The following is a 23417-nucleotide window of genomic DNA, read 5'->3' on the forward strand; positions in this document are numbered from 1 at the left end:
TTACTCATTTCCTACGGATTCCGCAGGCGATTTTTCTAGCAGTTCTTGTATGTTGCAGTTAAATAAATCACACAGCTTATCTAGTGCGTCTAGGTCCACTTTTAGCGCGGTTTCCTTATAAAGTAGTGTGATGGTGGTGCGGCTTAGGCCGGTTTCGCGCATCACATCACTAATACGCATTTTATGTTCGCCCATTAAACGGGCAAGGTGGCAGCGGATCATGCTTTCTCCACGAGAGTATTCACACATTTGCGTTTTATTACATTGAAAAGTTCAATCACAACATATTGATTGAAGTATGATTTTTAACCATTAAAACTTAGGGTAGTCACTACAGCTTACCCTATCACGATTATGATTTTTCTCAACTTATTTGAGTTGAAATGTAATTTTTTAGGGTAATCAGAACAGATTATCAGTGTGAGGATTTTGAATTGCCGTAATCAAGAAAATGATACGGCAGAAAGTAGTGGAATTACTGCTCTGTACAACCGATATTCTTCGAGATAGTTGCAATCAGGTGCCGCGAACACCCCAACATATCCTGAATGTCACTATAGCTATGGCCGGTCTTCAATAGGCTAGCTATGTGCTGGTGTCGTTTGAGATCTGGTTGACGCCCGTTGTATTTCCCATCAGATTGAGCTTTTGCGATCCCCTGAGATTGACGACGTCGCCGGTCATCATAATCTTTGCGGGCAACCGCCGCGAGCATATCCAACATCATGGCATTAACCGCCTGTAAAATAGCGCCGGTAAAGTCAGTTTCGCTATGTTGTTGTAAAGCCAGCCAACTGGTGGGAAGTTCCGGTGAAACAATGGCTAAGCGTTTGCTGGCCAACTTTTGTTTCAACGTCTCCCAATCACCTTGTTTGAGCCGTGCCAGGCGGTCGATTTGTTCAACCAGCACAATGTCCCCCTCGCCTGACTCGGCAATCAAACGCATCAACTCAGGCCTGTGCAACGTGGCACCAGAAACATTCTCAATATAAAAAGCGGCGATTCGCTGGCCATGCTGATCAGCAAACTGAATCAGGGACTCACAAGCCCGTTCAGCATTTTGTTCTTTGGTTGATGCGCGAAGGTAAGCTCGAATGAACATCTTGGTCTCCACGGTCTGTTATAAGTGGTACTTTATCTCTGGTCTGTTTTAGGTGGTTCTGTTGATAGTAAAAATTGTTTAATGGCTAGTTCCGTTGATGTGTACTCAAAAGGAACCAGCTCAGGGCCCAAAATCAGTCATCAAACCCAATATGGTTTCGGTAGTCGTAATCAAAACTATCCGGGAAAACGGAAATATCAGGTTTCATTCGCTTATGACGACTTGGCATTGGGTAGGCTCTATTCAACTCCATTATATTTCTGACAAACGCAACGAATAGATAGCCAGCCCAAAGTGCCAAGGACATTTGCCAACAGAGATAAGTCAGTGCACACCAAAAAGGAACAGCTAACCACCATCTGAGTTGGATAAATGTGAAAGCTTTAAAGCACCAAATGACCAATGGCAAAGCAGCGAGCAAGAATCCCCATCCAGAGTCTTGAGCCAGCATCAATCCGAGTAGCAGAACACCAAGCAACGTTATATTTACTAAGTTATTTTTGAGATTTTGACTCATGTTTTCCCTCCCGCTCTTCAGCTTGAGGTTTGCCTTGGCCTGACAGTTTCTTGTTGGCTCTATAGCTGTAAAGACACCAGAAGGTGACCAAACTAAAAAATAGGAATAACCCAAGCATTCCCCACTCAAATGCAGTCATAGCTACCTCCGCTCACTCGAATATCCATTCCTTGCAAACTGAATAACTTGGAAAACATAAAATCAGTCATTTCATCGAGTTCAGATGGTTCGAATTCGGGCACGGTAAGGGGCATACCGATATACTGAAGGTTCCGGTAGGATGATGGCTCGAAAATGCCTTGCGGGTAGCGGTCGAACGTGTTGAAAGCCTGATTCAGTCTGAGATCAACAGTCCAACCGCCTAGAAGCTCAATCCAGCTATGGGGATAGACTAGTTCTCCCGTGCTCTTGCATTTGACACATCCCACTCTAGGCTGATGAAACACCGAATTTCTCGTCAATAGATGACTGATCAGGTAAGTAAGAATTACGGGGTCCGTTTGGACTTCATCCATCGCCAGAACAATATTGTCTAGCTCCTGATATTCACTTTTCATAATGCAGGCTCCTTAAACAGCAGTTGTTCCCCTTGCTCATACAGCACTGGATATGGGAGAGATTGGCCATCCTGAACCACTTGGTTTGGTGGGTAATAGATCACCATCCACGATGGCAATGCAGCACTGACGGCTCTATAAAACTCATCAATTGGAAAGTCTTTTGGGCCTGACTGGCGTAAAACAAAACGAGAATAGTTCTTCAGGTGATTAGCAGCGATGTTATAGCTTTTTGACTCACCATCTTTAATGTAGAGCGGGCTCTTCCAGAGATAAGGAGTCGTAATGTTGTAAGCAACTGCACATTGACCAATACCGCATCCATGCTCAGCGCTTTCAACAGACCAAAGAATCATGGGATGGCCATCAATTTCTGGCGTTTCTACATTACTCAGTTTAGTGACATTCAACGCCATATCATCGGCCACATGCTGGATAGCCTGATCGACAAGATGCACGTATTTCTCATAAGCCTGAGATTCTGAGGTAGCAGCAGATGCGGGCATCCATCCCATTAGACTTGGTCTAGCCGAGGGATTGTCTGGTGTCATCATTATATCGGTAGCGTTAAACGCGAACGTCTGCGTACCTGAAAGACGCCGAAGCGGATCATCAAATGAAGTAGTTAGCCTAGCAAGATCAAGCAATGGAACCAACATACCCTTGCTATAAGAGTGGGTACCATCGTGGGAATCTCTCAAATCCAAATCGTAGATGCCCCCGGCTCGCGCTAAATTCAACGCCCGAGATTCATCTTGAGCATAATAACGAGGCCCGGCTGCACAACCTGACAAGGACACACATAAAGCGATTAATGATAAAGACGGGTATTTTTTCATGATTACCTCCTGCTTTATAAAGATTCGCATGGAGGCAGAAAAACGCAAGAGGATTCGTTAATTTATTATTTAAAATCAATAGTTTGCACTGATAGAACAAACTTCAAAATGAGTAACAATACAGATAATAATTTTGTCCCACTTTCCCAGATATCCCACTTTAAAAATGCTGCAAATCGCCTAAAATGGGTTCTTCCATGGCAAAACCTAACAAAAGGTTGCACTCCACATGTGCGCCAATAGCTTTCTAACACTTTGAGTGTTTTTACATTTTTAGTTTCTGTATCGGCAAATAAAGCCGACAGCGCCAACCACACAGCCCTGCCAGACTGGCGGGGCTTTTTTTTCACCTCACTGCAATGATCAGCACGGTGATCCTGTTTAGCCACAGTGGCCAGTGCTGCAGGTACAAGATCCTGGGGGTCGGCTGCGATCAAAAGCCGTTGATAACTGCCATTTTGAGGACGATCAAGCACAGAGGATCCTTGGGATTAGCTGTTGGTAACTGAGCTAATAGACTAAAATAAATAACAATGTCGTGTGTATGCTGGTATTGGCCGTCGCCGGCCCCCTTCCCGACCCAGCCGGATGCCTGACTGTACACTGACCCGTCACAGCTCAGCGGCGCTAAAAGGCGGACAACAGGCACATTTTTCCAGGGGTTTTCTTATCGCCAACTCAGAGTACAATTCAGCCGTTCTGACATTTGTCTATATAAAGAGGCCCCTATGGCGACCATTACCCTGATCACAGGCAGCACTCTCGGCGGCGCGGAATATGTTGCCGATCACCTGGCCGAACTGCTCACCGACGCCGGTCACGACACCGAAACCCTCAACCAGGCCGCCCTGGAGGAGCTGAATGCAGACCATATCTGGCTGCTGATTTGCTCAACCCATGGTGCAGGCGAATTCCCCGATAATATTCAGCCTTTTGTCAACCAGCTGAAGGATCAGCAGCCCGACCTCGGCGCGCTGAAATACGGTGTGGTGGCCATTGGCGACAGCAGTTACGACACTTTCTGCCAGGCAGGCAAAGAGCTGGATCAACTGCTGGCCGATTTGGGCGCCCAGCGTCTTGGTGAACGGCTCGACATCGATGTTTCTCAGGATCCTGTACCAGAAGACCCGGCTGAAATCTGGCTGGACGGCTGGAAAAACTTCCTTTAAACCTTCTCGACTGGCGAAAATTACTCCCAATTACGCCAGTTTTTTATTTTTCTTCTGTGTATAACTATAGATCTAAACGGTGATCAACCACTTGTTATCCAATGAACAACTTGATCATCATTAAGCCCCTGTGGATAAAGTGCCATTTAGATCCCAGGTAATCCTTGCGAAGATCCCACACACCTAACAAGAAGTGATCCTTCCTAACACCATGATCATTAGGATCAAAAGCCACTTATCCACATGATCGGGCGATCCTAATAGTAGATCTAATAAGAGATCTTCTTAAAAAGATCTTATATATATTTAGGATCTCAGCGCCTGATCATGTGATCGCCAAGAGTGATTCTTTCTTGCCTGGAAACGAGGTAGAATATCCCCCCTTTGCTTCAAGCAAATTGAATGGCTAATTGATCACCTGAGGTAATTTCATGTTTTACCAGGAAAATTTTGATGTCATCGTAGTTGGTGGCGGTCATGCCGGAACGGAAGCCGCATTGGCAGCAGCACGCATGGGTCAGAAAACCCTGTTGCTGACCCATAATATCGATACCCTGGGCCAGATGTCCTGTAACCCGGCGATTGGCGGGATCGGCAAAGGCCACCTGGTAAAAGAAGTGGATGCTTTGGGTGGTATCATGGCGCAAGCCATTGATAAAGGCGGAATTCAGTTCCGTACCCTGAATTCATCAAAAGGCCCGGCCGTACGTGCAACCCGTGCTCAGGCAGACCGGGCACTTTACAAAGCCGCGGTTCGTGAAGCGTTAGAAAACCAGCCAAATCTGATGCTGTTCCAGCAGGCGGTTAACGATCTGATCGTCGAGCAGGATCGTGCTGTGGGCGTGGTGACCGAAATGGGTCTGAAATTCCGTGCCCGTAGCGTGGTATTAACCGTTGGCACCTTCCTGGGCGGCAAGATCCACATCGGACTGGAAAATTACAGCGGCGGCCGTGCCGGCGATCCTCCGTCGATCGCCCTGGCGGATCGTTTACGTGCCTTGCCTTTCCGTGTCGATCGTCTGAAAACCGGTACGCCACCACGAATCGATGCCCGCACGGTAGATTTCAGCCAGCTGGAAGCCCAGCATGGTGATAACCCGACCCCGGTGTTTTCTTTCCTGGGTCAACGCTCAGATCATCCGCGTCAGATCCCGTGTTTTATTACCCACACCAATGAAAAAACCCATGATGTGATCCGCAATAACCTGGATCGCAGCCCTATGTATTCCGGTGTGATTGAAGGTATTGGTCCACGGTATTGCCCGTCGATTGAAGACAAGGTGATGCGCTTTGCCGACAAGAACAGTCACCAAATTTTCATTGAGCCGGAAGGCCTGACGACGCACGAACTCTATCCGAACGGTATCTCCACCAGCCTGCCGTTTGATGTGCAGATGCAGATTGTCCGTTCAATGAAAGGCTTTGAAAATGCCAGCATTATTCGCCCTGGCTACGCCATTGAATACGATTTCTTCGATCCGCGTGATCTGAAACCCACGCTGGAAACCAAATTTATCAGTGGTCTGTTCTTTGCCGGCCAGATCAATGGCACCACAGGTTACGAAGAAGCCGCTGCCCAGGGGCTGCTGGCGGGCATGAATGCTGCTTTGCAGTCACAGGACAAAGAAGGCTGGAGCCCGCGCCGCGATCAGGCTTATCTGGGTGTACTGATTGACGATTTGTCGACCATGGGTACCAAAGAGCCGTACCGCATGTTCACCTCGCGTGCTGAGTATCGTCTGTTGCTGCGTGAAGACAACGCCGATATTCGTCTGACCGAACTGGGTCGCCAGTTTGGTCTGGTTGATGACGCACGCTGGTCACGTTTCAATGAAAAAATGAACGCCATTGAGCAGGAGCGCCAGCGCCTGAAAGACATCTGGATCCACCCGGGCTCAGAGCACGCAGCGACGATCAATGAGATTCTGAAAACCCCGCTGACCCGTGAAGCCAGTGGTGAGGATCTGCTGCGCCGCCCGGAAGTGACCTACGAGCAACTGACGGCTCAGGCGCCGTTTGGCCCGGCCAGCGCCGATGCCGAAGCCAGCGAGCAGGTCGAAATCCAGGTTAAATACCAGGGCTATATCGACCGCCAAAGAGAAGAGGTGGAAAAATCCCTGCGTCATGAGCAGAGCAAACTGCCGGCTGATCTGGATTATAAGCAAGTGAAAGGCCTGTCCAATGAAGTGATTACCAAGCTGAATGACGCAAAACCTGCGACTATCGGCATGGCATCGCGTATCTCAGGCGTAACCCCGGCGGCTATTTCGCTGCTGCTGGTGTACCTGAAAAAACACGGCCTGCTGAAAAAAGGCGACTCGGAGGTGGCTGCGTGAAAGAGCGTCTGGCACAGCTGATTGCAAAAACTGAACTCAAGGTCACAGAACAGCAACTTGAGCAACTGGTGGGCTATGTTAGCCTGCTGCACAAGTGGAACAAAGCGTATAATCTGACGTCAGTCCGGGATCCCAATGAGATGCTGGTCAAGCACATCATGGACAGCCTGGCCGTCAGTCCTTACCTGTCGCAGGGAACGCGGTTTATTGATGTCGGTACCGGGCCTGGCCTGCCGGGCATTCCGCTGGCCATCATGCTGCCCGAGAAGCAATTTACCCTGCTCGACAGTCTGGGTAAGCGGATACGTTTTATCCGTCAGGTTATCCATGAACTGAAGATTGACAATGTCACACCTGTGCAAAGCCGGGTAGAGGCCTTTATCCCAGAACAGGGGTTTGATGCTGTACTAAGCCGGGCATTTGCGTCCATGTCTGATATGGTTAACTGGTGCCGTCATCTGCCTGCTGCGCAAGGTCAGTTTATGGCGCTCAAAGGCCAGGTTACTGAAGAGGAACTGACAGAACTGCCGAGCTGGTGTTCTGTGAGTGAGGTCAAATCTTTGCATGTCCCCGACTTGGAGGGGGCGCGTCATTTAGTACTCTTGACGGCAAAGGAATGAATTAACGAGGGTGTTTCGTGGGAAAAGTCATAGCTGTTGCCAACCAAAAAGGTGGTGTGGGTAAAACCACAACCTGTGTCAATTTAGCTGCGTCACTGGCCGCCACCCAGCGTAAAGTGCTGGTGATTGATCTCGACCCGCAAGGGAATGCCACCATGGCCAGCGGTGTCGACAAGTATCAGGTTGATGCCACGGCCTATGAGCTTCTGGTCGAAGAAACCCCGTTTTCAGAAGTCGTGATCACCGAAAATGCCGGGGGCTATCATCTGGTAGCCGCCAACGGTGATGTGACTGCTGCCGAAATCAAACTGATGGAAGTGTTTGCCCGCGAAGTGCGGTTACGTACCGCGCTGGAACCGGTACGGGATAAGTACGATTTTATTTTTATCGACTGTCCCCCTTCCCTCAACCTGCTGACCATCAATGCGATGACAGCGGCGGATTCTGTCCTGGTGCCTATGCAGTGCGAATATTTCGCCCTGGAAGGCCTGACGGCCCTGATGGACACCATCAGCAAGCTGGCAGCCGTGGTCAATGCCGATCTCAAGATAGAAGGCTTGCTCCGCACCATGTATGATCCGCGCAACAGGCTGGCGAATGAAGTGTCCCAGCAACTGAAGAAGCATTTTGGTGATAAGGTGTACCGCACCGTGATCCCACGCAATGTGCGTCTGGCCGAAGCCCCGAGTCATGGCTGTCCGGCCATGTACTACGATAAGACCTCCAGCGGTGCCAAGGCGTACCTGGCGCTGGCCGGAGAGATGATTCGTCGTGAGGAAACCGCGCGGGAACCTGCTCAGGTAGAGGCGTAAACAAGCATGACCATGAATAAACGAGGCCTGGGAAAAGGCCTTGATGCACTGCTGGCCACCAGTTCGGTGGCCCGTGAGAGACAACAGGCCGCAGAGGCTGTCAGCAAGGAAGAAACGGTACCGGCCGAAGGCGCGCTGCGCGAACTGCCGGTCAGTCAGCTGCAACCGGGTCAGTATCAGCCACGTCAGGATATGTCAGCAGAAGCGCTGGCAGAACTGACTGATTCTATCCGTGCTCAGGGGGTGATCCAGCCTATCGTGGTTCGCCAACTGGCCCCGCAACAGTATGAAATCATCGCCGGCGAACGTCGCTGGCGGGCGTCACGTCAGGCCGGCCTGTCTAAGGTTCCCTGTCTGGTCAAAGACGTGGATGATCGTGCCACCGTCGCGATTGCCCTGATTGAAAACATCCAGCGCGAAGATCTCAATGCCATTGAGGAAGCTCAGGCGCTGGAGCGATTGCAGAATGAATTCTCCCTCACCCATCAGCAAATTGCCGAAGCGGTCGGCAAATCCCGTGCTGCTGTGTCTAACCTGCTGCGTTTAAACCAGTTGGAGCCACAGGTTAAGCGGTTGCTGGCCCAGCGGCAGCTGGAAATGGGTCACGCCCGTGCATTGCTGTCACTGGTTGCTGAACAGCAACTGGAAGCGGCTCACACCGTCGTGGCGAAATCTCTGACGGTAAGGGATACCGAGCGTTTGGTGAAAAAACTGCTCACCCCTGCCCCTGAGGTCGCCCCTGTCTCTGTTGATCCCAAGGTTGAAGCGATGGAAAATCGTCTGAGTGAGCAATTTGGCACTCAGGTGGCGATTAACCAAAGCAAAAGCGGTAAAGGTAAAATAATCATAAATTTTGACGAGCCCCAGAAGTTACAGCAACTTTTGGCAATGTTAAGTTCAGAAGTGTGACCGGATTCTTACTATTTTTGCCGTAAAAATGACCACTGCGTGATCAGGATAATGTGTTATAAATTCTAACTGTTTTTTTATTGTGATTAGATTGCATTCAATCTAATGAACCGTATAATTTTCGCAGTTTTCCCAGCACGACGTATGTGTAGTGGAACGGACTCGAGGAATGAATACATGGTTTCGACGCTAGTCAGGCCGGGACGCCAATTGGCGAAGCGGTTGTTGTTACTACAATCTGGCGTCGTTTTGACAACGGCAATCATGGCAGTGTTTGCTGTCAATGTTGACTGGGGAATCTCTGCACTTATCGGTGGCGGCATCTTTGTGATAGCTAACGCCGCTTTTTCTGTGTGCGCTTTTCTCTTCGGCGGGGCCACGAAGGCCCGTCTGGTGATGGCGTCATTTTACGGCGGAGAAGTGCTGAAAATCCTCATTACAGTCATCTTGTTTTCCCTTGTCTACCTGTATGTCGAGGTGGAACTTGTTCCCCTCAAGCTGACCTATTTGCTGGCTCTGGGTATTAATATCTGTGCGCCGGTTTTATTCATTAACAACAACAAATAGGATGAGTTATGGCTGCGCCAGGTGAAGCGCTTACACCTTCCAGTTACATCACTCACCACCTGACAAACTTATCAACCGATAAGCTGGGTCTGGTGGCCGAGGGAAGTTTCTGGGCGGTACACATCGACAGCCTTTTCTTTTCTGTTTTGACCGGTGCGATCTTTCTGGGATTGTTCCGTCTGGCAGCGAAGAAGGCAACCTCAGGGGTGCCGGGTAAGCTACAGTGTTTTGTGGAAATAATGGTGGAATTCGTTGACAACAGCGTTAAAGAAACCTTTCATGGCCGCAACGCGCTGATAGCTCCGCTAGCTCTGACGATTTTCTGCTGGATTTTCTTGATGAACGTCATGGACCTGGTTCCAATCGACTTCATTCCGTATCCGGCGGAGCATTGGCTTGGTATTCCTTATATGAAGGTTGTACCGTCAGCTGATGTTAACATCACCATGGCAATGGCGCTGGGTGTCTTTGCATTGATGATCTACTACAGCATCAAGATCAAAGGCCTGGGCGGTTTTGCCAAAGAACTGGCACTGCACCCGTTCAATCACCCGGTTATGATTCCGTTCAACCTGCTACTGGAAGTAGTTTCGCTGCTGGCGAAGCCTATTTCTCTCGGCATGCGTCTGTTCGGTAACATGTTCGCCGGTGAGGTGGTGTTTATTCTTATCGCGGCGCTGATGCCGTGGTGGGCACAATGGCTGGGCTCGGTTCCGTGGGCAATTTTCCACATCCTGGTCATTACGATTCAATCTTTCGTCTTTATGATGCTGACTATCGTGTACCTGTCTCAGGCTCACGAAGACAATCATTAATACGTAAACAATTTTATTTTTTATTTACTGGCATTTAGGCCGACAACAATAAACTGGAGATAGTGATGGAAACTTTACTAAGCTTTTCTGCAATTGCCGTGGGCATCATTGTAGGTCTTGCTGCCCTGGGTACTGCGATTGGTTTCGCCCTGCTGGGTGGTAAGTTCCTTGAAGGCGCTGCTCGCCAACCTGAAATGGCTCCTATGCTGCAAGTTAAGATGTTCATCATCGCAGGCCTGCTGGATGCGGTTCCAATGATCGGTATCGTTATCGCTCTGCTATTCACATTCGCTAACCCATTCGTTGGACAGCTGGCTGGTTAATCCACGAACGTAACGGACCCATAGCTACCCTGTTTAAGGAGATGCCGTTGTGAATATGAATGCAACATTACTGGGTCAGGCTATCGCGTTTTTCCTGTTTGTGGTCTTCTGCATGAAATATGTATGGCCACCAATTATGGAAGCGATTGAAGAGCGTCAGAAAAAAATTGCTGACGGTTTGGCAGCAGCGGATCGCGCTGCCAAAGATCTCAACCTGGCGCAGGCAAATGCTTCTGATCAACTGAAAGAAGCAAAACGTACTGCAACTGAACTGATTGAGCAAGCTAACAAGCGTAAAGCTCAAATCATCGAAGAGGCCAAAGCGGAAGCGACGGCCGAGCGTGAAAAAATTCTGACTCAAGGTCGTGCTGAAATTGATGCAGAACGTAATCGCGCGCGCGATGACCTAAGAAAACAAGTTGCAACTCTGGCTGTGATTGGTGCTGAGAAAATCATTGGGCGTACTATCGATAAAGACGCTCATGCTGATGTTCTTAACAAAGTCACTGCAGAACTGTAATAGAAGGGGCAAGCACCATGTCGGAAATGACTACTATCGCACGCCCCTACGCTAAAGCAGCCTTTGATTATGCGGTTGAGAAAGGTGAGCTGGCCCAGTGGTCAGAAATGCTCACCTTTGCTTCGGAAGTCGCTAAAAACGACACCATTCTGGATGTACTGGATGGTGGTTTTGCGGCAGACAAGCTGACGGAAATCTTTCTGTCAGTGTGCGGCGAGCAACTCAACGACGCCGGTCAGAACCTGATTAAGGTCATGGCCGAAAACGGACGCCTGAAAATTCTTCCTGAAGTCTGTACTCAGTTCCTGTTCTTGAAAGATGAACTGGAAAAAACCATCGAAGCCAGTGTGATCTCTGCGGTCACCCTGGACGAAGGTCAAATGAGTGCAATCATCAGTAAGCTGGAACAGCGTCTGGCGCGCAAGGTTAAGCTGAACTGCAGTGTAGACGAGACCCTGATTGCCGGGGTTGTAATTAGAGCCGGAGACTTAGTCATCGATCAGTCAGTACGAGGCAAGCTTGCCCGTCTGAACGATACTTTGCAGTCTTGATTTGGGGAATTGGAGCATGCAACTTAATTCCACGGAAATTAGCGCACTGATCAAGCAACGGATTGAAAATTTCAACGTTGCCAGTGAAGCGCGTAACGAAGGCACCATCGTTTCTGTAAGCGACGGTATCATTCGTATCCACGGCCTTGCAGATGTCATGCAAGGTGAAATGATTGAACTTCCAGGCGGCCTGTACGCACTGGCACTGAACCTTGAGCGTGACTCGGTAGGTGCTGTTGTCATGGGTCCATATGCCAGCCTTCAGGAAGGCATGAAAGTGACCGCAACCGGTCGTATCCTGGAAGTGCCTGTCGGCCCTGCCCTGCTGGGTCGTGTGGTTAACACTCTGGGTGAGCCGATTGATGGTAAAGGTCCGATTGAGACCGATACTTTCTCTCCGGTAGAAGTGATCGCACCGGGTGTAATCGACCGTAAATCTGTTGACCAGCCTGTTCAGACTGGTTACAAGGCGGTTGACTCAATGATTCCAATCGGCCGTGGCCAGCGTGAGCTGATCATCGGTGACCGTCAGATTGGTAAAACTGCCCTGGCGATCGATGCCATCATCAACCAGAAAAATTCTGGTATTTACTCTATCTATGTCGCTATCGGCCAGAAAGCGTCCACTATCGCCAACGTGGTACGTAAACTGGAAGAGCACGGTGCACTGAAGAACACTATCGTTGTGGTGGCGTCTGCTTCTGAAGCAGCAGCACTGCAATACCTGGCACCATACTCTGGTTGTGCCATGGGTGAATACTTCCGTGACCGCGGCGAAGATGCCCTGATCGTATACGATGACCTGTCCAAGCAGGCTGTAGCTTACCGTCAGATCTCTCTGCTGCTGCGCCGTCCACCAGGCCGTGAAGCCTTCCCTGGTGACGTTTTCTACCTCCACTCCCGTCTGCTGGAGCGTGCTGCTCGTGTCAGCGAAGAGTATGTAGAAAAGTTCACTAACGGTGAAGTGAAAGGTAAGACGGGTTCTTTGACTGCTCTGCCAATCATCGAAACTCAGGCGGGTGACGTTTCTGCGTTCGTACCGACTAACGTAATTTCGATCACCGATGGTCAGATCTTCCTGCAAACAGAACTGTTCAACTCTGGTATTCGTCCAGCGGTTGACCCAGGTATCTCTGTATCGCGTGTAGGTGGTGCTGCTCAGACCAAGATCATCAAGAAACTGTCTGGTGGTATCCGTACTGCACTGGCTCAGTACCGTGAACTGGCAGCCTTTGCTCAGTTCTCCTCTGATCTGGACGACGCGACTAAGCGTCAGCTTGACCACGGTCAGAAAGTCACTGAGCTGATGAAGCAGAAGCAGTACTCGCCAATGTCTGTCTTCGAACAGGCGCTGGTGATTTTCTCTGCTGAGAAAGGTTACCTGAAAGATGTTGAGCTGACTAAGCTGGCAGATTTCGAAGCTGCGTTACTGTCTTACGCCAAGAGTCAATTTGCTGAGCTGGTAGCTCAAATTGATGAAACGGGTGCGTGGAACAATGAAATTGAAGCCCAGTTCGTGAAACTGGTTGAAGATTTCAAAGCGACCCAGACTTGGTAATTGGTTGGTGATCGCATGCGATCACCAGCTCAAGGAGAGTAACGATGGCCGGCGCAAAAGAGATACGTAACAAGATCGGTAGTGTGAAAAACACTCAGAAGATCACTAAAGCGATGGAGATGGTTGCGGCGTCTAAAATGCGTAAATCGCAAGACGCTATGGAATCATCACGTCCATACGCACAAACAATGCGCAAAGTGATCGGTCATATCGCCCTTGGTAGCCTCGAATATAAGCATCCTTATTTAGAGGAGCGTGAGGCCAAGCGCGTAGGTTACATCATTGTTTCAACTGACCGTGGTCTGTGTGGCGGTTTGAACGTGAACCTGTTCAAACAAGCCATCGCAGGGATGAAGTCATGGTCAGATCAGGGAGCTGAGGTTGAACTGGCGCTGATTGGTGCTAAAGCTACAGCTTTCTTTAACAACTACGGCGGCCGTGTTGCGGCTCAGGTAACAGGTCTGGGCGATAAGCCTTCTGTTGATGAGCTGATCGGTACCGTAGGTGTGATGCTGAAGAAATATGATGAGGGCCAGCTGGACCGTTTGTATCTGGTGTACAACAAGTTTGTTAACACCATGGTTCAACAGCCAGTGATCGATCAATTGCTGCCTTTGCCTAAGTCAGAAGACGAAGAAATGAAACGCAGCCATGCTTGGGACTACATTTATGAGCCTGAGCCTAAACCTCTGCTGGATACCTTGCTGGTTCGCTATGTCGAATCTCAGGTCTATCAGGGTGTGGTCGAAAACCTTGCCTGTGAGCAAGCGGCCCGAATGGTTGCGATGAAAGCGGCAACGGATAACGCAGGTGATCTGATTGACGAACTGCAACTTGTGTACAACAAAGCCCGTCAGGCTGCGATTACACAAGAGCTGTCGGAAATCGTTTCCGGTGCATCCGCTGTTTAAGGCAAAGAATTAATAAGTTTAGAGGATTAACGATGGCTACAGGTAAGATCGTACAGATCATCGGTGCGGTAGTCGACGTAGAGTTTCCACAGGACTCTGTACCACAGGTATATGATGCCCTACACGTTGATGCCAAAGAAAAAGGTACGCTTGTACTGGAAGTTCAGCAGCAGCTGGGTGGCGGCGTAGTTCGTGGTATCGCCATGGGTAGTTCTGATGGTATGCGTCGTGGTCTGACTGTTGAAAATACAGGCCGACCAATTGAAGTACCGGTAGGTACAGCGACTCTGGGACGTATCATGAACGTTCTGGGTCAGCCTATTGACGAATGCGGTGAGATCGGTGAAGAAGAGCGTTACGCGATTCACCGTGCAGCACCTAGCTATGAAGAGCAGTCTAACGCGGTTGAACTGCTGGAAACCGGCGTGAAAGTTATCGACCTGGTTTGCCCATTCGCTAAGGGTGGTAAAATCGGCCTGTTCGGTGGTGCGGGTGTAGGTAAGACCGTCAACATGATGGAACTTATCAACAACATCGCCCTGAAACACTCAGGTCTGTCGGTATTCGCCGGTGTGGGTGAGCGTACCCGTGAAGGTAACGACTTCTACTACGAGATGCAGGAAGCCGGGGTTGTAAACCTGGAAAATCCAGCAGAATCAAAAGTAGCAATGGTTTACGGTCAGATGAACGAGCCACCGGGTAACCGTCTGCGCGTTGCACTGACTGGCCTGACCATGGCTGAGAAGTTCCGTGATGAAGGCCGTGACGTACTGCTGTTCATCGATAACATCTATCGTTATACCCTGGCCGGTACTGAAGTATCAGCACTGCTGGGCCGTATGCCATCTGCAGTAGGTTATCAGCCTACACTGGCAGAAGAGATGGGTGTTCTTCAGGAGCGTATCACCTCGACTAAGACGGGTTCTATCACCTCTGTTCAGGCCGTTTACGTCCCTGCGGATGACTTGACTGACCCATCACCAGCGACCACGTTCGCCCACCTGGATGCGACGGTTGTACTGTCTCGTCAGATCGCTTCTCTGGGTCTGTACCCAGCGATCGACCCACTGGATTCTACATCACGTATGCTGGATCCTCTGGTGGTTGGTCAGGAGCACTATGACATTGCACGTGGTGTCCAAAGCACCCTGCAGCGTTATAAAGAGCTGAAAGACATCATCGCAATTCTGGGTATGGACGAGCTGTCTGAAGACGACAAGCAAACTGTTGCCCGCGCACGTAAGATTGAGCGTTTCCTTACTCAGCCTTACCACGTAGCACAGGTCTTCACTGGCGACCCTGGTATCTATGTTCCTCTGAAAGATACTCTGCGCAGCTTCAAAGGCCTGCTGGCTGGCGAATACGATGATATTCCAGAGCAGGCATTCATGTACTGCGGCGCGATCGAAGACGCACTGGAAAACGCGAAGAAGCTGTAAGCTGAACAGGAGGCGATATGGCAGCGATAACTTTCCATCTGGACGTAGTAAGCGCAGAAAAGAGTCTTTTCTCTGGTCGTGCTGAAAATATCCAGGTGACCGGTAGCGAAGGTGAACTGGGTATTCACGCAGGCCACACCCCGCTGCTGACCGCTATCACGCCAGGAATGGTTCGGATCGTGAAACAACACGGTGGCGAGGAAGTCATTTACCTCTCCGGCGGTATGCTGGAAGTGCAGCCTGGTGCAGTTACTGTCCTGGCTGATACGGCAATCCGTGGTGTTGATCTGGACGCAGCCAAGGCTGAAGAAGCGAAACGTCAGGCTGAGGAGCGTATCCACAATCAGCATGGCGACATCGACTTCGCCCAAGCGGCCAGTGACCTGGCGAAAGCAATCGCCCAGCTTCGAGTGATCGAGCTGACCAGGCGTAAGCGTTAATCAGGTATCTGTGCAAAAAAGCGGCCTCAGGGTCGCTTTTTTTTTGCCTGCGGGCGGTGGAATGGCGCCCGACTGGCGGTGAAATGTCTTGGCTGAGTTCACAAAGCCGCGGTTTGTCTGTGTCTGCTGTGTCAATAATGATCGACAAAGACTTATATCGGACGCAGCGAGCCGATACAATGCATCCAGATATCTACCACATTGACAAGAAGGGACACTGATTCATGAGCTTCAGCGCTGTGATCCTGGCCGCGGGTAAAGGTACCCGCATGTATTCTGCTCTGCCGAAAGTTCTTCATACGCTGGCAGGTAAGCCGATGGTAAAACACGTAATCGATACCTGCAGTGATTTGGGTGCCGCGAATATTCATCTGGTGTATGGCCATGGCGGCGATCTGATGCAGGCACGTCTGGCGGAAGAATCCGTAAACTGGGTACTTCAGGCTGAGCAGCTTGGCACCGGTCATGCCGTGAATCAGGCATCGGGTGATTTTGGTGATGATGAGCAGGTCCTGATTCTCTATGGCGATGTGCCCCTGATCAGTGGCGAGACGCTGGAGAACTTACTCCAGGCCCAGCCAGAAGGCGGTATTGGTCTGCTGACTGTGGTACTGGATGATCCGAGCGGTTATGGCCGCATCGTGCGTGAAAATGAGGCCGTTGTGGCTATTGTGGAGCAAAAAGATGCCACGCAAGCACAACAGCACATTCGTGAGATCAACACCGGGGTCATGGTCGCCAATGGCGGTGATCTCAAGCGCTGGCTGAGCCAGCTGAAAAACGACAACGCGCAGGGTGAATATTATCTGACTGACGTGATTGCCATGGCCCATGCGGAAGGTCGTCATATCCAGGCGGTCCACCCGGCCTTAGCGGTCGAAGTGGAAGGCGTGAACAACCGCCTGCAACTGGCGCGTCTGGAGCGTGCTTACCAGTCTCTTCAGGCTGAGCGTTTGCTGGTACAAGGCGTGATGCTGCGTGACCCGGCCCGTTTTGATTTACGCGGTACCCTGCAGTGCGGCCAGGACGTCGAAATTGATGTCAATGTCATCATCGAAGGCCATGTCACCCTGGGCGACAATGTGGTGATCGGTGCGGGTTCGGTGCTGATTGACTGCGAAATCGATGATAATACCCTGGTGCGCCCTTACAGCATTATCGAAGGGGCGACGGTTGGCGAAGACTGTACTGTGGGGCCCTTTACCCGCCTGCGCCCGGGCGCTGAGCTGGTGGGTGATTCCCATGTCGGTAACTTTGTTGAAATGAAGCAGTCCCGCCTCGGTAAAGGCTCCAAGGCCAGTCACCTGACGTACCTGGGCGATGCGCAAATCGGTGATCGGGTCAATATCGGTGCCGGCACCATCACCTGCAATTACGACGGGGCGAATAAGTTCCGGACTGAAATCGAAGACGATGTTTTTGTCGGTTCAGACACGCAGCTGATCGCCCCGGTGAAAATCGGTAAGGGTGCCACTATCGGCGCCGGCGCTACCATTAACCGCGATGTGGGTGACGGTGAGTTAGTGATCACTCGCGCTCCGGCCCGGACAATCAAAGGCTGGAAGCGGCCGGAAAAGCAAAAATAACCCGAAACGGCTAACCGACAGGCAGCGCTCAGGCGCTGCTTTTTTTTGCCGTAAACTCAGCTTGCCGCCCAGCTTATCGGCTGTCATCTTGGTATTTTCTTGATCTTACTTCTTTTGGTTTGCTATATTTGGTTTCAATTCGAAACTTAAATAATAAGTAAAACTTACATGTCGAAACGAAACACCCAGCAGAGACGCCATGCCATTGTCGCTCTGGTCAATGAACAGGGCGAAGTCAGTGTCGATGCGCTGGCCCAGCAATTTGCCACCTCCGAAGTGACTATCCGTAAAGATCTGGCTGCGCTGGAAAAAGCCGGTCTGCTGCTGCGCCGCTATGGCGGGGCGATTGCCATGCCCTCAGAGATTGTGGCGGCGGGTCATGAACCGGAAGTTTCGATTCGAAAGCAAGCGATCGCCCAGGCTGCTGCAGCCCGTATCCGCGATCATAACCGCATTATCATAGACAGCGGCAGTACCACGGCCGCGCTGATCGGCCTGCTCGGAGACAAGCAGGGCCTGATAGTGATGACCAACTCACTCAATGTCGCCAATGCCCTCAATGAGCTGGAAAACGAGCCGACCCTGCTGATGACAGGGGGCACCTGGGATCCGCATTCCGAGGCATTTCAGGGTCAGGTCGCCGAATCTGTCCTGCGCTCCTATGATTTTGACCAGCTGTTTATCGGTGCCGACGGCATTGATATCACTCGCGGTACCACCACGTTCAACGAACTGATCGGCCTGAGCCGGGTGATGGCAGAAGTGTCCCGTGAAGTGGTGGTGATGGTCGAATCGAGCAAAATCGGACGCAAAATCCCCAATCTTGAACTGCCGTGGAACAGCATCAGCACCCTGATCACCGATCAAGGTCTGGATTCGGTTGCCAGGGCAGAAATTGAACAGCAAGGGGTGCAGGTGATCTGCGCCGCCGTCAAAGTATAAATCTTAATTTTTTCAGGAGTATTTTCTATGTGTGGAATCGTCGGGGCGGTGGCCCAACGCGATGTGGCTGGCATTCTGATTGAAGGTTTGCGCCGTCTGGAATACCGGGGTTACGACTCTGCCGGTGTGGCTGTGGTAGACAGCGACAATGCCCTGCAGCGAGTTCGCCGTCTGGGTAAGGTGCAGGAGCTGGCTGACGCCGTAGCCGCCAACCCGCTGTCCGGCGGCACCGGCATTGCCCATACGCGCTGGGCCACACACGGTGAACCTTCTGAAACCAATGCTCACCCCCATGTGTCCGGCGAGCACATCGCGATTGTTCATAACGGCATTATCGAAAATCACGAATCGCTGCGCACTGTGCTCACCGAACGCGGTTATCGTTTCGTTTCGCAAACAGATACCGAAGTGATTGCTCACCTGGTGGACTGGGAACTGCGCAGCGCCGACAGCCTGCTGCAAGCGGTGCAGAAGACAGTGTCTCAGCTCGAAGGTGCCTACGGCACTGTAGTGATGGACAGCCGTGATCCGAGCCGGATTGTGGTGGCCCGCTCCGGCAGCCCGCTGGTGATCGGCTATGGCGTTGATGAGCATTTTGTTGCCTCTGACCAGCTGGCCCTGCTGCCGGTGACCCGCCGTTTTGCGTTTCTGGAAGAAGGGGATGTTGCGGAAGTGACCCGGTTTGAAGTGAACATCTTCGATAAGCAGGGTGAGCCGGTTGAGCGTGAGATCAAAGAATCGGAAGTGTCGCACGATGCCGGTGACAAAGGTCAGTACCGCCATTACATGCTGAAAGAAATCTACGAACAGCCGGTGGCGCTGCAGCGCACCATGGAAGGCCGGCTGGCAAACGGTAAGGTGCTGGCATCCGCCTTTGGCGATAACGCCGAAGCCCTGCTGCAGAAAGTGAAACATGTACAGATCATTGCCTGCGGCACCAGTTATCACGCCGGCCTGGTAGCACGTTACTGGCTGGAGCAGTGGGCGGGCGTCTCCTGCAACGTCGAGATTGCCTCCGAGTTCCGTTACCGCAAATCACACGTGTATGAGAACAGCCTGCTGGTCACCCTGTCCCAGTCGGGCGAAACCGCCGATACCCTGGCCGCATTGCGTCTGGCGAAAGAAATGGGTTACATGGCCAGCCTGACCATCTGCAACGTGCCCGGCTCGTCGCTGGTGCGTGAATCCGACCTGGCTTACATGATGAAAGCCGGCGCGGAAATCGGTGTGGCATCCACCAAAGCCTTTACCGTGCAGCTGGCCGGCTTGCTGATGCTGGTGGCGGCGATTGGTCGCGGTAAAACCATCGATGATGCGCTGGAAGCCAAGCTGGTGGCGGCACTGCAAAGCCTGCCGGCCAAAATTGAGCAGACACTGGCGATGGCGGACGACATTGAAGCCCTGGCCGAAGATTTCGCCGACAAGCACCACGCCCTGTTCCTGGGCCGCGGCGAGCAGTCGCCGATTGCGATGGAAGGTGCGCTCAAGCTGAAAGAGATTTCCTACATCCATGCTGAAGCCTATGCCGCCGGTGAGCTGAAACACGGCCCGCTGGCCCTGATTGATGCCGACATGCCTGTAATTGTGGTGGCGCCGAACAACGAGCTGCTGGAAAAACTCAAGTCGAATGTCGAGGAAGTGCGTGCCCGTGGCGGCCTGATGTATGTGTTTGCCGATGTGAATGCCCACTTCGCCAGCGACGACACCATGACAGTGCTGAACGTGCCGCACTGCGACGAGTTCATTGCTCCGATCCTCTACACCCTGCCGCTGCAGTTACTGTCTTACTATGTGGCGCTGATCAAAGGCACGGACGTTGACCAGCCGCGCAACCTCGCCAAATCGGTGACAGTAGAATAAGACACGGCTGTCTTAGCCCTGAGATAAAGGCGTCAATTGTGGCGCCTTTGTTCGTTTTGCCCTTCGCCCCTACTCCCAGCGTCTATGATTTAGTACAGAAGTGACGTTTTTTGTTTGCGAAATCAGATGCTTTGGTTGAATTCTTCCTGTTTTGCGTTGCGCTTTGCAATCCCAAAATGTCCCCTTCTGTAACTTGTTGATATTTTTATAAAAACAATAACACCTGAGTTGGCTGATTTTATGCTGACCTGTTTGGTCGGAACATATTGCAGTGGTGGAGGTAGTGATGACAGATCCTAAAGCGAAGATCGCCTCGCGGATCAAGGAAGCGCGAGAGTGGAAAGGCCTGACTCAGGTACACATGGCTCAGCAACTGGGGGTCGCACGGCAAACCTATCTGGACCTGGAGACAGGAAAAACCGAGCCCAAAGTGCGTTTGCTGTCGGCGATTTCAGAAATCACCGAGCGGCCGCTGACTTGGTTCGTGTACGGGGATGAAGGATTGGAAATTCTGGAAAGCGAATATAAAGAAGAAATTGACCGCTTGCTCCAGTATTTCAGCCGCCTGCCCCATTCGGCCCGGAATGTGATTTTGCAGCAGAGTATCAACCTGGCCGGTTTCATGGCGGAATACACCCGGGCGCTGACCCAGAAAGATAAATCCTGACGGGAGTGAGAAGGGATAGTGAAAAGGACAAAGGTGAAAGAAAACAGCCCCGTTTAGACGGGGCTGTGTCTTTCCGGCCGGCATCGGACCGGCTTGCTGATCTATTCGCTTACTGGGCGAGGAAGAACTGGTAGGCCGGGTTGTCGGTCTCGTCTTTCCACTGGTAACCCAGTTCACGCAGATGGCTGGTGAAGGACAGCAGATCATGATCTTCGAGTTCAAATCCGCATAACACCCGGCCGTAGTCGGCGCCGTGGTTACGGTAATTGAACAGGCTGATATTCCAGTGAGTGCCCAATGTGGTCAGGAATTTCAGCAGCGCCCCCGGGTATTCCGGAAACTCAAAGCTGTACAGACGCTCCTGCAGCGGCTTGGACGGGCGGCCGCCAATCATATAGCGCACATGTACCTTGGCCATTTCATCATCCGACAGATCCACCACAGGATAACCGCCTTTGCGCAGATCGGTAATGATGCTTTCCAGCTCTTCCTGCCCCTGCAGTAAACGGACGCCGACAAAAACATTGGCCAGGGTATCGTCGTTGTAGCGGTAGTTGAACTCAGTGACTGCCCTGCCGCCCAGCAGATGGCAGAAATCGAGAAACGCGCCCGGCCGTTCCGGCACAGTGACGGCCAGCAGGCCCTCGCGCTTTTCACCCAGTTCGCAACGCTCAGACACATAGCGCAAGCCGTGGAAGTTCAGGTTGGCGCCCGACAAAATCGATGCCAGCTGCTGGCCTTGCAGCTGATGCTGCTCGCTGTATTTCTTCAGACCGGCCAGCGACAGTGCCCCTGACGGCTCGGCGATGGCGCGGGTATCTTCGAAAATGTCTTTGACGGCGGCGCAGATTTCGTCACTGCTGACTGTAATCACATCATCGAGATACTGCTGGCACAGCCGGAAGGTCTCGTCGCCGATCCGCTTCACCGCGACCCCGTCGGCGAACTGGCCAACCTGATCCAGAGTCACCGGCTCGCCGGCATCCAGTGCGGCACGCAGGCAGGCGGAATCCTCGGCTTCGACACCTATTACCTTGATTTCCGGCATCAGCTGTTTGAGCAGTACCGACACCCCGGCGGCCAGGCCGCCGCCGCCGACCGGCACGAACACATAGTTGAGATGGCCGTTTTGCTGGACCAGTTCAATGCCGATGGTGCCCTGCCCGGCAATCACTGCCGGGTGGTCGAACGGAGGAATAAAGGTGAATTGGTGCTTCTCAGCCAGTTCAATGGCGTAGGTTTTGGCTTCATCAAAGTTGCTGCCATGCAGCACCACTTCGCCGCCGAAGCTTTTGACCGCTTCCACTTTGATATCCGGGGTGGTGCGCGGCATCACAATCACGGCTTTGACGTCCAGCTGGCGGGCTGACAATGCCAGGCCCTGCGCATGATTGCCCGCTGACGCGGCAATCACACCGGCCTGGCGTTGTGCGGCGGTCAGCTGAGACATCATGTTGTAGGCGCCACGAAGTTTGAATGAGTGCACTGGCTGGCGGTCTTCGCGCTTAATCTGGATACGGTTACCCAAACGCTTGGATAACCTTTCCATGTCCTGAAGCGGAGTGACCAGCGCCACCTCGTATACCGGGGCACGCAGTGTTTCCCTTAAATAGTCAGCGCCGCTGAGAAACTCAGCAGCTCTGGCCTGTGTCACCTCACTCATCATACTTACCCTTCCAGTTTGGATTTGTCGCGGACCGCGCCTTTATCGGCACTGGTCGCCAGGTTGGCGTAGGCACGCAGGGCAAAGGAGACGCTGCGCTGACGGTCGAGTGGTTTCCAGCCGCGTTGATCGGCGGCGGCACGGCGCTGTGCCAGGGTGGCGTCGTCCACATTCAGCTCGATGCCGCGGTTAGGGATGTCGATAGTGATCAGATCGCCGTCTTCAATCAGGCCTATGGTGCCGCCATTGGCCGCTTCCGGTGACACGTGGCCGATAGACAGGCCGCTGGTGCCGCCGGAGAAACGGCCATCGGTGATCAGGGCGCATTCTTTGCCCAGCCCCATCGACTTGAGGTAAGTGGTCGGGTACAGCATTTCCTGCATGCCCGGGCCGCCTTTAGGGCCTTCATAACGGATCACCACCACATCACCGGCTTTGACCTTGCCGCCGAGTATGCCTTCCACCGCGGTTTCCTGGCTTTCGAACACCACGGCCGGGCCTTTGAAGGTCAGGCAGCTTTCATCGACGCCCGCGGTTTTCACGATACAGCCGTCGACCGCCATGTTGCCCGACAGCACGGCCAAACCGCCGTCTTGACTGAAAGCGTGCGCTTTGCTGCGGATACAGCCGTTCTCGCGATCGTCATGCTGCGTCCGATGCAGCAAGCGAACGCTAAGCTGGATGTTCAGCGTAATATCCTGTCTGTAGCAGGTC

General features: G+C 52.0%; 25 protein-coding genes and 1 pseudogene. 18 read left to right on the forward strand and 8 right to left on the reverse strand.

The window, feature by feature from the left end; all coding sequences use genetic code 11:
• From P0Y67_RS10485 to P0Y67_RS10510, 6 genes are all read right to left on the reverse strand, one after another.
• On the reverse strand, nucleotides 1-222 hold the full coding sequence (locus P0Y67_RS10485) for a helix-turn-helix domain-containing protein (RefSeq protein WP_115164826.1): 222 nt from the start codon (nucleotides 220-222) through the stop codon (nucleotides 1-3).
• A 253-nt stretch (nucleotides 223-475) separates the two neighbouring features.
• Complete coding sequence (locus P0Y67_RS10490; RefSeq protein WP_342391821.1) at nucleotides 476-1102, reverse strand: recombinase family protein; 627 nt, start codon at nucleotides 1100-1102, stop codon at nucleotides 476-478.
• Nucleotides 1103-1235: 133 nt separating this feature from the next.
• The gene (locus tag P0Y67_RS10495) at nucleotides 1236-1619 is read right to left on the reverse strand and encodes a hypothetical protein (protein WP_342391822.1); all 384 of its coding nucleotides are present in this window, start codon (nucleotides 1617-1619) and stop codon (nucleotides 1236-1238) included.
• A 125-nt stretch (nucleotides 1620-1744) separates the two neighbouring features.
• Nucleotides 1745-2176 carry a hypothetical protein gene (locus P0Y67_RS10500; RefSeq protein WP_342391823.1) on the reverse strand — a complete coding sequence of 144 codons (432 nt, stop codon included), beginning with the start codon at nucleotides 2174-2176 and terminating at the stop codon, nucleotides 1745-1747.
• Nucleotides 2173-3015: a hypothetical protein gene (locus P0Y67_RS10505; protein ID WP_342391824.1), complete on the reverse strand. Its 843-nt coding sequence runs from the start codon at nucleotides 3013-3015 to the stop codon at nucleotides 2173-2175. Before P0Y67_RS10505 ends, P0Y67_RS10500 begins: the two co-directional genes overlap by 4 nt.
• 65 nt (nucleotides 3016-3080) lie before the next feature.
• Nucleotides 3081-3491, reverse strand: coding sequence for a hypothetical protein (locus P0Y67_RS10510; RefSeq protein WP_342391825.1), 411 nt, complete (start codon nucleotides 3489-3491; stop codon nucleotides 3081-3083).
• 252 nt (nucleotides 3492-3743) lie between these two features.
• Here P0Y67_RS10510 and mioC point away from each other — a divergent pair, with 252 nt between their 5' ends.
• The 18 genes from mioC (at nucleotide 3744) to P0Y67_RS10600 (ending at nucleotide 21040) form a co-directional block, all read left to right on the forward strand.
• The gene (gene mioC / locus P0Y67_RS10515; protein WP_342391826.1) at nucleotides 3744-4184 is read left to right on the forward strand and encodes an FMN-binding protein MioC; all 441 of its coding nucleotides are present in this window, start codon (nucleotides 3744-3746) and stop codon (nucleotides 4182-4184) included.
• Nucleotides 4185-4615: 431 nt separating this feature from the next.
• Nucleotides 4616-6520, forward strand: a complete 1905-nt coding sequence (mnmG, locus tag P0Y67_RS10520) for a tRNA uridine-5-carboxymethylaminomethyl(34) synthesis enzyme MnmG (RefSeq protein ID WP_342391827.1) — start codon at nucleotides 4616-4618, stop codon at nucleotides 6518-6520.
• Nucleotides 6517-7140, forward strand: coding sequence for a 16S rRNA (guanine(527)-N(7))-methyltransferase RsmG (rsmG, locus tag P0Y67_RS10525; protein WP_337112459.1), 624 nt, complete (start codon nucleotides 6517-6519; stop codon nucleotides 7138-7140). Before mnmG ends, rsmG begins: the two co-directional genes overlap by 4 nt.
• Before the next feature lie 17 nt (nucleotides 7141-7157).
• Nucleotides 7158-7952, forward strand: a complete 795-nt coding sequence (locus P0Y67_RS10530; RefSeq protein WP_027251738.1) for a ParA family protein — start codon at nucleotides 7158-7160, stop codon at nucleotides 7950-7952.
• Nucleotides 7953-7964: 12 nt separating this feature from the next.
• Nucleotides 7965-8861, forward strand: coding sequence for a ParB/RepB/Spo0J family partition protein (locus P0Y67_RS10535; protein WP_342391828.1), 897 nt, complete (start codon nucleotides 7965-7967; stop codon nucleotides 8859-8861).
• 177 nt (nucleotides 8862-9038) lie between these two features.
• Complete coding sequence (locus P0Y67_RS10540; RefSeq protein WP_027251736.1) at nucleotides 9039-9428, forward strand: F0F1 ATP synthase subunit I; 390 nt, start codon at nucleotides 9039-9041, stop codon at nucleotides 9426-9428.
• A gap of 8 nt (nucleotides 9429-9436) precedes the next feature.
• Nucleotides 9437-10243 carry a F0F1 ATP synthase subunit A gene (gene atpB / locus P0Y67_RS10545; RefSeq protein WP_027251735.1) on the forward strand — a complete coding sequence of 269 codons (807 nt, stop codon included), beginning with the start codon at nucleotides 9437-9439 and terminating at the stop codon, nucleotides 10241-10243.
• Between the two features lie 65 nt (nucleotides 10244-10308).
• On the forward strand, nucleotides 10309-10566 hold the full coding sequence (gene atpE, locus P0Y67_RS10550; protein ID WP_005302247.1) for a F0F1 ATP synthase subunit C: 258 nt from the start codon (nucleotides 10309-10311) through the stop codon (nucleotides 10564-10566).
• A 49-nt stretch (nucleotides 10567-10615) separates the two neighbouring features.
• Nucleotides 10616-11086 (forward strand): F0F1 ATP synthase subunit B, encoded by a 471-nt coding sequence (atpF, locus tag P0Y67_RS10555; protein ID WP_027251734.1) that lies wholly within the window; start codon nucleotides 10616-10618, stop codon nucleotides 11084-11086.
• Between the two features lie 17 nt (nucleotides 11087-11103).
• Nucleotides 11104-11637, forward strand: coding sequence for a F0F1 ATP synthase subunit delta (atpH, locus tag P0Y67_RS10560; protein WP_027251733.1), 534 nt, complete (start codon nucleotides 11104-11106; stop codon nucleotides 11635-11637).
• A gap of 16 nt (nucleotides 11638-11653) precedes the next feature.
• On the forward strand, nucleotides 11654-13195 hold the full coding sequence (gene atpA / locus P0Y67_RS10565; protein ID WP_027251732.1) for a F0F1 ATP synthase subunit alpha: 1542 nt from the start codon (nucleotides 11654-11656) through the stop codon (nucleotides 13193-13195).
• 44 nt (nucleotides 13196-13239) lie between these two features.
• A complete protein-coding gene (gene atpG, locus P0Y67_RS10570; protein WP_027251731.1) occupies nucleotides 13240-14106 on the forward strand; it encodes a F0F1 ATP synthase subunit gamma in 867 nt (288 codons plus the stop codon).
• 32 nt (nucleotides 14107-14138) lie between these two features.
• A complete protein-coding gene (atpD, locus tag P0Y67_RS10575) occupies nucleotides 14139-15545 on the forward strand; it encodes a F0F1 ATP synthase subunit beta (protein WP_027251730.1) in 1407 nt (468 codons plus the stop codon).
• Between the two features lie 17 nt (nucleotides 15546-15562).
• A complete protein-coding gene (locus P0Y67_RS10580; RefSeq protein WP_027251729.1) occupies nucleotides 15563-15985 on the forward strand; it encodes a F0F1 ATP synthase subunit epsilon in 423 nt (140 codons plus the stop codon).
• Nucleotides 15986-16209: 224 nt separating this feature from the next.
• Nucleotides 16210-17571, forward strand: a complete 1362-nt coding sequence (gene glmU, locus P0Y67_RS10585) for a bifunctional UDP-N-acetylglucosamine diphosphorylase/glucosamine-1-phosphate N-acetyltransferase GlmU (protein WP_342391829.1) — start codon at nucleotides 16210-16212, stop codon at nucleotides 17569-17571.
• 168 nt (nucleotides 17572-17739) lie between these two features.
• On the forward strand, nucleotides 17740-18513 hold the full coding sequence (locus tag P0Y67_RS10590; RefSeq protein ID WP_342391830.1) for a DeoR/GlpR family DNA-binding transcription regulator: 774 nt from the start codon (nucleotides 17740-17742) through the stop codon (nucleotides 18511-18513).
• A 27-nt stretch (nucleotides 18514-18540) separates the two neighbouring features.
• Nucleotides 18541-20373 (forward strand): glutamine--fructose-6-phosphate transaminase (isomerizing), encoded by a 1833-nt coding sequence (gene glmS / locus P0Y67_RS10595; protein ID WP_342391831.1) that lies wholly within the window; start codon nucleotides 18541-18543, stop codon nucleotides 20371-20373.
• A gap of 286 nt (nucleotides 20374-20659) precedes the next feature.
• The gene (locus P0Y67_RS10600) at nucleotides 20660-21040 is read left to right on the forward strand and encodes a helix-turn-helix transcriptional regulator (protein WP_027251725.1); all 381 of its coding nucleotides are present in this window, start codon (nucleotides 20660-20662) and stop codon (nucleotides 21038-21040) included.
• A gap of 109 nt (nucleotides 21041-21149) precedes the next feature.
• Here P0Y67_RS10600 and ilvA read toward each other — a convergent pair whose 3' ends face one another.
• A complete protein-coding gene (ilvA, locus tag P0Y67_RS10605; protein WP_342391832.1) occupies nucleotides 21150-22703 on the reverse strand; it encodes a threonine ammonia-lyase, biosynthetic in 1554 nt (517 codons plus the stop codon).
• Nucleotides 22704-22708: 5 nt separating this feature from the next.
• Nucleotides 22709-23417, reverse strand: a pseudogene (locus P0Y67_RS10610) (dihydroxy-acid dehydratase domain-containing protein); the annotation flags it as partial.

Source organism: Photobacterium sp. SP02, assembly GCF_038519165.1.
Taxonomy (GTDB): domain Bacteria; phylum Pseudomonadota; class Gammaproteobacteria; order Enterobacterales; family Vibrionaceae; genus Photobacterium; species Photobacterium halotolerans.

Coding starts and splice junctions, on each gene's coding strand:
- ilvA (WP_342391832.1), bottom strand. CDS start 22,703: ATGAGTGAGGTGACACAGGCCAGAGCTGCTGAGTTTCTCAGCGGCGCT.
- atpG (WP_027251731.1), top strand. CDS start 13,240: ATGGCCGGCGCAAAAGAGATACGTAACAAGATCGGTAGTGTGAAAAAC.
- P0Y67_RS10500 (WP_342391823.1), bottom strand. CDS start 2,176: ATGAAAAGTGAATATCAGGAGCTAGACAATATTGTTCTGGCGATGGAT.
- P0Y67_RS10590 (WP_342391830.1), top strand. CDS start 17,740: ATGTCGAAACGAAACACCCAGCAGAGACGCCATGCCATTGTCGCTCTG.
- glmU (WP_342391829.1), top strand. CDS start 16,210: ATGAGCTTCAGCGCTGTGATCCTGGCCGCGGGTAAAGGTACCCGCATG.
- atpB (WP_027251735.1), top strand. CDS start 9,437: ATGGCTGCGCCAGGTGAAGCGCTTACACCTTCCAGTTACATCACTCAC.
- P0Y67_RS10580 (WP_027251729.1), top strand. CDS start 15,563: ATGGCAGCGATAACTTTCCATCTGGACGTAGTAAGCGCAGAAAAGAGT.
- P0Y67_RS10535 (WP_342391828.1), top strand. CDS start 7,965: ATGAATAAACGAGGCCTGGGAAAAGGCCTTGATGCACTGCTGGCCACC.
- P0Y67_RS10540 (WP_027251736.1), top strand. CDS start 9,039: ATGGTTTCGACGCTAGTCAGGCCGGGACGCCAATTGGCGAAGCGGTTG.
- atpA (WP_027251732.1), top strand. CDS start 11,654: ATGCAACTTAATTCCACGGAAATTAGCGCACTGATCAAGCAACGGATT.
- P0Y67_RS10505 (WP_342391824.1), bottom strand. CDS start 3,015: ATGAAAAAATACCCGTCTTTATCATTAATCGCTTTATGTGTGTCCTTG.
- P0Y67_RS10495 (WP_342391822.1), bottom strand. CDS start 1,619: ATGAGTCAAAATCTCAAAAATAACTTAGTAAATATAACGTTGCTTGGT.
- atpD (WP_027251730.1), top strand. CDS start 14,139: ATGGCTACAGGTAAGATCGTACAGATCATCGGTGCGGTAGTCGACGTA.
- mioC (WP_342391826.1), top strand. CDS start 3,744: ATGGCGACCATTACCCTGATCACAGGCAGCACTCTCGGCGGCGCGGAA.
- P0Y67_RS10490 (WP_342391821.1), bottom strand. CDS start 1,102: ATGTTCATTCGAGCTTACCTTCGCGCATCAACCAAAGAACAAAATGCT.
- mnmG (WP_342391827.1), top strand. CDS start 4,616: ATGTTTTACCAGGAAAATTTTGATGTCATCGTAGTTGGTGGCGGTCAT.
- atpH (WP_027251733.1), top strand. CDS start 11,104: ATGTCGGAAATGACTACTATCGCACGCCCCTACGCTAAAGCAGCCTTT.
- atpE (WP_005302247.1), top strand. CDS start 10,309: ATGGAAACTTTACTAAGCTTTTCTGCAATTGCCGTGGGCATCATTGTA.
- glmS (WP_342391831.1), top strand. CDS start 18,541: ATGTGTGGAATCGTCGGGGCGGTGGCCCAACGCGATGTGGCTGGCATT.
- P0Y67_RS10600 (WP_027251725.1), top strand. CDS start 20,660: ATGACAGATCCTAAAGCGAAGATCGCCTCGCGGATCAAGGAAGCGCGA.
- P0Y67_RS10485 (WP_115164826.1), bottom strand. CDS start 222: ATGATCCGCTGCCACCTTGCCCGTTTAATGGGCGAACATAAAATGCGT.